The organism is Candidatus Hydrogenedentota bacterium (assembly GCA_035416745.1).
Taxonomy (GTDB): domain Bacteria; phylum Hydrogenedentota; class Hydrogenedentia; order Hydrogenedentales; family SLHB01; genus UBA2224.
Window position 1 is genome coordinate 1 of record DAOLNV010000146.1, and the last position, 8,167, is coordinate 8,167.

Below are 8,167 nucleotides of genomic sequence, written 5' to 3' on the forward strand. Positions count from 1 at the left end.
TCCGTCGGCGGCAACTGCCGCCAGTAGGGCTCGCCGATGAGGATGATCCCTCCGGTGCGCAAGCTCCGCGCCAGAAGCTCTATCGTGCCGGCGACTCCCCCGCCGATCCAAGTAGCACCGACACAGGCTGCCACGCTGGCCTTCTCGTCAGAGACATAGCCGGCAGCATCACCATGGATGAACTTGACTTGGCCGGCGACGCCGAGTTCCGCAGCACGGAGTTTCGCTTGCTCGGTGAACAACTGGCTCATGTCGATGCCGGTGCCGATGATGCCGTGATCGCGTGCCCAGGTGCACAGCATCTCCCCCGAACCACTGCCGAGGTCGAGCACTCGGGCCCCCGGTTCCAGACGCAGCGCCGCGCCGAGAGTGGCAAGCTTTTCCGGTGTGATCGGGTCGTGGATGCGGTGAGCACTTTCAGCGATGTTGAATATCCGTGGGATGTCCATTGTGGAAAACCTCCTTACGGGTGTGAATTGATTGGGTCAGGGCCCATCGTGCGGTTAAGGGGAAGGGCTGCTTTATCAGATACTGCTTGGGAGATACATCCCTCCAACATGTCGATGTAAGCGCAGTCAATCAGAGCCGCCTCGTCAATACCCAGCGCATGCATCATCTCGCGGCATTTCTTGTGACCCGCAGCCTCGCTTTCCCCTGCCAGCATCACTTCGAGCTCGATAAACCGGCCCAGCGACTCAACGTCATCGATATGAATCCTTGTATTGGATGCCAGGAATAGCTCGCGCGTTTTGCGTATGACGCCGCGTATCCCCAAGCTCATTTGGAGCACGCGTTTCATTGCCGTCGGGTCGTCGATGTGGGCTGCGAAGTAGATGGACCGGGTCGGGCCGGACTCGTCGGCACGCTCATAGTAGATTAACTCGGCTGGCGCCGCGTTCGAGACACGCAACTTCAACCTGCCCCGTGGTACGCAGAAGAACGTGTCTTCCTGCTCAATCACCTTGGGGGCCTTGGTTGAGAGTGCCAACGCACGTTCCCGCGCCGACGCGACATCACCACACAAGCGTGCCTTAATCTCCACGTTCTCTGGCATCCATAGCTTCCCCCGATTCGCCCGAGAAGAGAATATTGCAATAGGTGTGATACGTCAAGCTCCCTTCCTCATTCCGCTCTCGGTCCCTGCCCCAGAGTCCATTCCCTGGCGGATGGCTCCGCTCTGTGTTGTTTTCAGGTTCCCCTAACCAGCTAAAGGAGACCCGCACCATGATCCTGAATCAACTCGGTATCTTTGGCTGGAAGGAAGCGGACGAGAACCTTATTCTGGCTTCTCTCCTCACCGGCGACCCACTGTTGCTCATTGGCAATCACGGGTGCGCCAAGACGCACGCGGCCAACAAGGTGGCCCAGGCGCTGGGACGCAGGTTCCTGCCTGAGTCGGAGCGCGGAGGGGGTGGTGAAGTTCTAGAACGGACGCGGCACGGCGGAGCAGTGGATCAAAGAAGACAAGAACGCCGCGAAATGGACTCAGCTTTCGTGCCACGATTTCGTAGACAACCAGGTGCGGCCGCAATTGTTTGCCTTGGCATACAACCTGGGCAACTTCCTTCGTAGACTGGCGCTAGCCCGGAGCGTAGAGCATTGGCCGCGGACCATGCTGAGAGAAAAGCCGGTCAAGACAGACGCCAAGGTCGTGGCGCACGCGCGATACGTCGCGTTTCAGATGGCCGAGGCGGCCATTCCCCGGCGACTGTTCGAAGCGAGTCTCCATCGGATTCGGCGGCGCGGGCCGCTGATGCCCGCGTGGGCATGACTGAGCCGGCAATGCCAGGAATACGCGCAGGACAAGATTGGAGGCACCGGTGTGTCGGCATTTGCACAAACAGCCGCGAAGTGCGCCCTCGCTGGCCCGTATTCAGCAGGAGAAGGCTTCCATGAGCGGCCGTGATGGCAGCATCCATAGCGAGAATGGTGTGGAAAGCGACCGTGAGCGGGAATATATAATGTGACTACCGTACCCGTGATAGTCGTGGACAAGGTCATATGGGAAATGTCGGTTGTTGTTAATGAAGGCGACCCCGTCGTCCTCGACAAGCATACAGACGGCGGCATGCTGTGGGCGCTGAACCTGGCAGTTTACGGTGATGACCGGCGGCGCGTCGTTCATAGCCATGGCATTCTCTGCGCGCCGGCCTTGGCCGGCGCTTCGGCGGATGGCATAATACGCACCGTTTCCGTAGCGGGCAACGTTGGCCCGCCGCGGCGCACCCCCAAAGGAACGACTCAATGACAGATGATTCGACGGGTGCCCTTGCCGCGCCTCGCGTGAAGGCCGTCCGTCCCTTGCGCGTTGTCACGCGGCTGTGCGCCCTGCTCGCGTGGACGGTAATCTGCTACCTCGCGGTCTGTGCCAGCCTCCCCGTGCGCGTGTTCTCGAGGCCGCTCGTGCGCAAGCTGCACCGATGGTTTGCGGTCCGTTGGGCCTGCGGAGTCGGGGCCATTACCGGGATGCGGGTCCAAGTGCACGGCCGTCCCCCGCAGAAGCCCTGCTTTCTCGTGTCCAATCACGTCGTCTGGACAGACGGATTCGCCATGATTCGGTTCTTCGACTGCACTTACGTCAGCATGGCCGAGATCCAGACCATGCCCATCGTGCGAACAATCATCCGCGGTCTCGAACCCATCTTCGTGTACCGCAAGCGCGAAGACACCCCCCGCGTGGTCGGCCTCATGGTGGAAACGCTCAAGAGCGGCGGCAGCATCTTCATGTGCCCGGAGGCCATCGTGTCGCCCGGCCGCGAGATCCGCCGGTTTCGAGGCGCGCTGCTCGAGGCCGCCGTCATTACCGGCATGCCGGTCTATTGCGCCACGATTACCTATCGCACGCCCGACGACTGCCCCCCTCCGTCGCAGTGTATCCTGTTCGGCCCGGATCCCTACTTCCGCACGCCGGACGGCGAGATCCCGGAATCCGAGCTGGCCGTCTGGGGGCCGGAGCGCTCCATAAAGCGCTACCTTATGCGGTTTCTGAGCGTCTCCTCGTATACCGTCGTGATCACGTTTGGCGAGCACCCCATCAACGGCACGGACAAGTTCGAGCTTGCCGACGCGCTGCGCGATGCGGTTCGCGCGCGGTTCACGCCGGTGAAGTGACCGTCCAGCGCTCACTCCGCCACCGCGATGGATGTTTCCCGATCCCCCACGCGGATGGCATGTCGGCCTGGGCTCTTGATGGTGATGGGGAAACTTACCTCTATATGTGCGTGCGTGGGCATGCGCGAACCCGTGTATGCCCTCACGAACCCAGACATGGAACGCGTATGGCAAGGAAATTCAGCCGATGCTCACAGCCTTGTGAGACGGGCTGTTTAAGACCGATTGTCGGTTTGATTTTCAATCGTGATTTGCCGGTTTCGTGCGCGAGGGTTCGTGCTACTGTCTTTGAACGCATGGCGTAAGCATAGTTTGCCTGCGAAACAGAAAGCACGAGGGGGAGTTGATCAAGCGGCTTGGCGGTAGTAGTAGCGGAGCATGCCGTCGAGGGGTTACGGCAGACAACTTTCTTATCGGTTCCCCCGACTTCTTTGCCCGGCACAACAAAAGTGTTGTCGAGCCCATGATGATTGCATTCCTCGTGATAGTATGCATTGAATTCAGTGAGTGCCTTGCGCAGGGACTTTTCACCGGAGAACAGCATCCGGTTCAGGCATTCGCATTTCATGCTGTGCATGAAGCGCTCCAGCTGTGGATTCAAATTTGGGCTCTTGGGTCGCAGGAGAACGTCTTTGGTATCTGGATCACGAGTTCGAATCCCGCCACCGCTGGGGAACGGTTACCTCACGCCGACCGTGGGAGCCATCGTTCACAACATAGGCTCAGTGCTCGTTGTGACAATTGCAGCTAGTTTGGCGTTCGCGAGAGAGTATTCATCGTGACTTTGCGCGAGTTGACCTCGGTGTGCCTTAATCTGTCCAGGTAAGTCAACCAGGAGTGTCCTTGCATGACCAACCCGGCAACAGGTACTAGAGAATCGAAGCGAATTGCATGTATCGATCAACTTCGCGGCTATGCGATTTTCGGCATGCTGCTGGTCAATGCCAGAGGGCTCTTCTTCGAACCCGTGAAATCCCACCTAGAAGGATCAAGCATACAGGGTTTCTTCGAGTCATGCCTTTATCAGATAAGTCACCACACGACTACGTTTACCTATGCCGACACGATCGCTCCCTTGTTTGTGTTTGTCGTCGGCATGGGCATGCGGTTGTCGTGGTTACGGAGATGCGAGCAGCTTGGTGTCTGGGAGACGCGGAAGTCCCTCGTCAAGCGATATTCCATGCTGGTGCTTATAGCCTTTGCCATCTACGCCGGATGGTATTGGGATGCCCTGATGGATATCGGCCTGGCGGGGCTGCTCGCCGTCATGCTGATTGACAAGAGGCCTCGCACACGCGTTGTCGCCGCCTTTGCCTTTGTTGCTGCGTTCCAATGCATCCACATGTTCACCTCCTATGGGACGTGGTCGGTTCACGGCAAATTCTCGCTGGAAGACCCAAAGTACGTGCCCTTACTTGTACGTCTTGTCCCCTTGAACGAGGCGCTGTTTGGGACAAGCCTAAACGGCGGCCCGCTGGGTCCGATGAGTTGGGTGCTGTTACTGCTGTTTGGCTCCCATGCTTACGATCTATTGGCGGAACGAAACAACAAGAAGTTCGTGCTCAGTTGCCTTGGCTGGGGAGCGGGACTGTGTATTCTCGCATGGGTATTTAGCATGGAATGGCTCGGTGTGAAGGCGGCCTGGCCGTTCTCGGCCCGGTACATGACTGTGCCTTTCCCGTTGTGGGCGGCGGGGCTTTGCTTTTTCCAGGTGCTGGCGTTCTACCTCATTTGCGATAGGCTCAATCTCGCAATTCCGACCTTCACATCTGTTGGCGCGAACCCGCTGATCATCTACATCGTCCAGAGCCTGTTCCTCGACGTCGCCGAGGACTTTGCTCCCGAACAATTGTCGTTAGTCGTCGCTCTTGTCGGCTTCGCAGTCTTCTGGGGCATCTTCGCCGGCGCGGCTTACTACATGCACCGGAAGAGAATCTACATTAAGATCTGACTGTAGTGTGAAGTCTATCCGGCCACAGCTAATGCAATTTCTTGTGAGCGAGTCGTAGAAATGCCATAGGATACGTGGAGGAAGACAGCACGAATTGCGTCAACACGTTTATGGCACTCTAATCCCAAGCCCAAGGCCATATAAGACCGCGGGTTCGAACCCCGCCAGCGCTACCAATTTTAGCTCTATACGGTATGCGGAGTTATGCATGCCATTTTCTTTTCTGTAGCCTTCCTCCTGTTTGGCGGACGCGCAACCGTACTGTGTGTCCACACTTCGCTCAGTCTGTGTATGTGGCGTTCTTTCTGCCCATGCAGACCGTTCGAAGTATCGCTTGCGCGCGCCGTTCTTGTTAGGTCCAGCGGGAATTGGAAAGGCTACGTTAGTGGGACACTTTTCAGGGCCCAATATTTTTACCGTACGCGGCCTACTGACGCTATGTGGCGCCGATTGCGCGACGAGTCTGTACGATTCGACCGCGAGTACGACGGGGCGCTCGCCCGACTTTGGCCATGTTCGCCCTCAACAGTCCCGACTGAAGAGTACCGTGGAAATGCTACGCCCATTTCATGCGGAAGGTAGCGATTTCCCACGGCCGGAACTCATAGTGCCATTGATGGTTTGAATCGGTTGGAAGGTACGCGGCTCCCTGGAATCCGTTGCCACCCAGGTCGGCAACAGCTACGTTCGCAAAACGCCCAGGCAATGTTACGACTGCCTGCTGCATCTCGTGAGAAGCGTTTAGCATTCTCACGGCCGTCGCGCCCCGGCCCGCGGGAAAGACGTGCGTGATGAGGACATTTGGGTTATCGGCGGCGATGCCCGCGACGCGGCCCGCGGTTGCCGTTGTCGGTATCCGGATCGGCCGTCGGTGAAACATTTCAGCCAACCGCATGGAGTCCGCGGTCGAGAATGAGCAGGCGGCATGGAACCGCATGTCCCAATTGGCCGTGCCCGTAAAACTGAAATCAAACACCGTGCATTCGATGATGGTAGCGCCCGGGTCCTCGACGTGACGGAACAGCGTGTTTTGCGACGGGCACCATAGAATATGCCGCTCCGGCCACTCGATACGAATGTAGCGGGCACAATAGAAGGTGTCTCTTCGACGCTCTTCCTCGGAGAAAGGTGAGTCGGCGAAAATCTTCGGTCCCGTTGCGGCTACCCTGATCCGAAATCGCCATGTGCCCGAAGGCCTCGTGCCCGTATTGAAACGGATCGTACTCGTCAGGCGATGATTGAATTGAACGAAGGGTGTCGCCGTTTCGCCCGCGAAGACCAGTCCCTGCACAGACAGTGCCGGTTCTTCCACTTCGCGGATCCGCATCAAATCTTCGCGCCAAACTGCGACGTCCATATCATCAGACGTTCTCCGCAACGTCAGCGCAACAGGGGCCTCCTCGATTCGCGTATAGGCCGCCTCTACGTTGATGTTTGGGTGCATGGAATCGAAATAAGATGGGATTTGGCGCCATTCACCGACCAGCGGCTCAAACTCCACCCCTGCAAACCCATCCTGTGCCGTCTCCCACACATGACCTTCCCGTTTTGGCGTCAGCCTTGGCGAACTCGTTCGGGGCTGTTCGGATTTGTCCGACACAGGCCTCAGGCATAGGTCTCGCGTCTCGAAAGGCGCCATTTTCACGATGGCGGGACCAACAAGAACGTTGCCGTTATCGGAGCGGAAAACCGCAGCCAGAGACTCCTCTGATGTGTCATGTGCCAACTGGAAGCCGTGGCTGGGCCAAACGGTCTTGTCCAACTCAAGCAGGATGGGCGAAGTCGCTTGCCACGGGCATGGGTTGAAAATCCGGAAGGATTCTTCGGTTGGTGATAGCGGCGTGTCTATATGTCCTTCCTCCCGAAGGTTCTGCAATACCGCCGCCAGTTGTTTCACAGCCAGTTCGCTCTGAAACGACCTCAGTCCGTCAATGTAGGCGGGTACGGACCCCGCCAGATAGGGATCGTGATTCTGGGACACCAGCACGCGCGACCAGAGTTCCCGCAACCGGTTCCCGAGCTGTCTGACAATATGCCGCGCGCTGGCTCCGGCACATAGTGTCTCTGCGGCCAGCAACAGACTCTCGCAGCGGTTGGCTCCCCGCGTGGTCTTCTCGTTTTCGTACCCCCAGCCACCTTGGAAGAAATTGTTGTTGTAGTTCGATCGGTCCAGGGGAATGCGGACTCGCCGTGCTTTACATCGCTTGAGTGCCCATTCGACGTATTCCGTAAGCAGCATCTGACGGAATCCTTTGGCCTCGAGCGCGTATATGGCCTCAGCGTACGGCGCGATGGACGCACCCCAATCCAAGCCGGGGGGCCACAATTCTATCCATTGAAACACCAGTGGCGCGCCGCGTCCGGCCAATTGCGCCAAGACTTCGTCATAAGACTTCCATTGGCGCGCGCAGGACAGGAGGCCCGGATGATTCGGGATAGTTGGGATCGACGTGCCGTCCGGCGCCTCCCACAAGATAATGTCGTCAGGCAGCACGTCGGGGGTGCCCGAATTCTGAAACTGAATGCTCGCGTACTTGAAGCCTGCCAGCTTCAAGAGTTGAGGCAGTTGAGGGAAGAAGTTCTGTTCCTCCACGATGAATGTGTCAACGCTCCTCCCCAAGTGACGCTGATACGTGGCTTGGCCAAAAGTTAATTGCCGGAGGGCAGACTCATAGCCAAATACCTGCGATTCAGCCTGACCGAAGGTCCCCCCAGGCAACTCCATCACCCTACGGTCAATCAAGTTGCGGATTATACCGAGGTATTCAGCGTCCTCGGTTGCCAAGGCTTCAAGGAAATATGCATCGAATTCATGGCACACCCGGTTTTGCGGACTCAACTCCAGCCAGCGACGACCTTGTTCCAGTCCGAATACGGTGGAGAAATTCCTCCGGTACCAACGCCCCCGGATTTCCCCCTCAGGAAAGGTTTCCCCTATCCCATACTGCGTCCAATGATTGCAGATGACAACGGCGCCTGAGACGTCTCCCTGATTTGACACAGCGTACTCCTCTTCCGCGCGCGCCGGTGCAGCGACACCCCAAATTGCCGCCCCGGCAGCAGACACTCCGCTTTGGATAAAGAGACGACGAGATATTCCCATGG

At 58.0% G+C, this 8,167-nt stretch carries 7 protein-coding genes and 1 pseudogene; 4 read left to right on the plus strand and 4 right to left on the minus strand.

Annotation, left to right across the window (positions count from 1 at the left end; genetic code table 11):
- Together PLJ71_22100 and PLJ71_22105 are read right to left on the minus strand one after the other, a co-directional pair.
- Positions 1-449 (minus strand): class I SAM-dependent methyltransferase (locus PLJ71_22100; GenBank protein ID HQM51382.1); only part of this gene is annotated, 449 nt, incomplete at its 3' end.
- A 14-nt stretch (positions 450-463) separates the two neighbouring features.
- Positions 464-1,054 (minus strand): class IV adenylate cyclase, encoded by a 591-nt coding sequence (locus PLJ71_22105; GenBank protein ID HQM51383.1) that lies wholly within the window; start codon positions 1,052-1,054, stop codon positions 464-466.
- A gap of 330 nt (positions 1,055-1,384) precedes the next feature.
- Here PLJ71_22105 and PLJ71_22110 point away from each other — a divergent pair.
- From PLJ71_22110 to PLJ71_22120, 3 genes and pseudogenes are all read left to right on the plus strand, one after another.
- Positions 1,385-1,771 (plus strand): annotated as a pseudogene (locus PLJ71_22110) (transposase).
- A gap of 192 nt (positions 1,772-1,963) precedes the next feature.
- Positions 1,964-2,248, plus strand: a complete 285-nt coding sequence (locus PLJ71_22115) for a hypothetical protein (protein HQM51384.1) — start codon at positions 1,964-1,966, stop codon at positions 2,246-2,248.
- Complete coding sequence (locus PLJ71_22120) at positions 2,245-3,111, plus strand: lysophospholipid acyltransferase family protein (protein HQM51385.1); 867 nt, start codon at positions 2,245-2,247, stop codon at positions 3,109-3,111. Before PLJ71_22115 ends, PLJ71_22120 begins: the two co-directional genes overlap by 4 nt.
- Positions 3,112-3,253: 142 nt before the next feature.
- On the opposite strand, the gene PLJ71_22125 is transcribed toward PLJ71_22120, so the two are convergent.
- Positions 3,254-3,733: an integrase core domain-containing protein gene (locus PLJ71_22125; protein ID HQM51386.1), complete on the minus strand. Its 480-nt coding sequence runs from the start codon at positions 3,731-3,733 to the stop codon at positions 3,254-3,256.
- Between the two features lie 225 nt (positions 3,734-3,958).
- Between PLJ71_22125 and PLJ71_22130 the strand changes: the two genes are divergently transcribed.
- The gene (locus tag PLJ71_22130; protein ID HQM51387.1) at positions 3,959-5,062 is read left to right on the plus strand and encodes a heparan-alpha-glucosaminide N-acetyltransferase domain-containing protein; all 1,104 of its coding nucleotides are present in this window, start codon (positions 3,959-3,961) and stop codon (positions 5,060-5,062) included.
- A 556-nt stretch (positions 5,063-5,618) separates the two neighbouring features.
- On the opposite strand, the gene PLJ71_22135 is transcribed toward PLJ71_22130, so the two are convergent.
- The gene (locus tag PLJ71_22135) at positions 5,619-8,063 is read right to left on the minus strand and encodes a hypothetical protein (protein HQM51388.1); all 2,445 of its coding nucleotides are present in this window, start codon (positions 8,061-8,063) and stop codon (positions 5,619-5,621) included.
- Positions 8,064-8,167: the final 104 nt, after the last annotated feature.

Bases quoted from the DNA above. Each gene is read 5' to 3' on its own strand.
- PLJ71_22105 (HQM51383.1), bottom strand. From the start codon at position 1,054: ATGCCAGAGAACGTGGAGATTAAGGCACGCTTGTGTGGTGATGTCGCG.
- PLJ71_22120 (HQM51385.1), top strand. From the start codon at position 2,245: ATGACAGATGATTCGACGGGTGCCCTTGCCGCGCCTCGCGTGAAGGCC.
- PLJ71_22130 (HQM51387.1), top strand. From the start codon at position 3,959: ATGACCAACCCGGCAACAGGTACTAGAGAATCGAAGCGAATTGCATGT.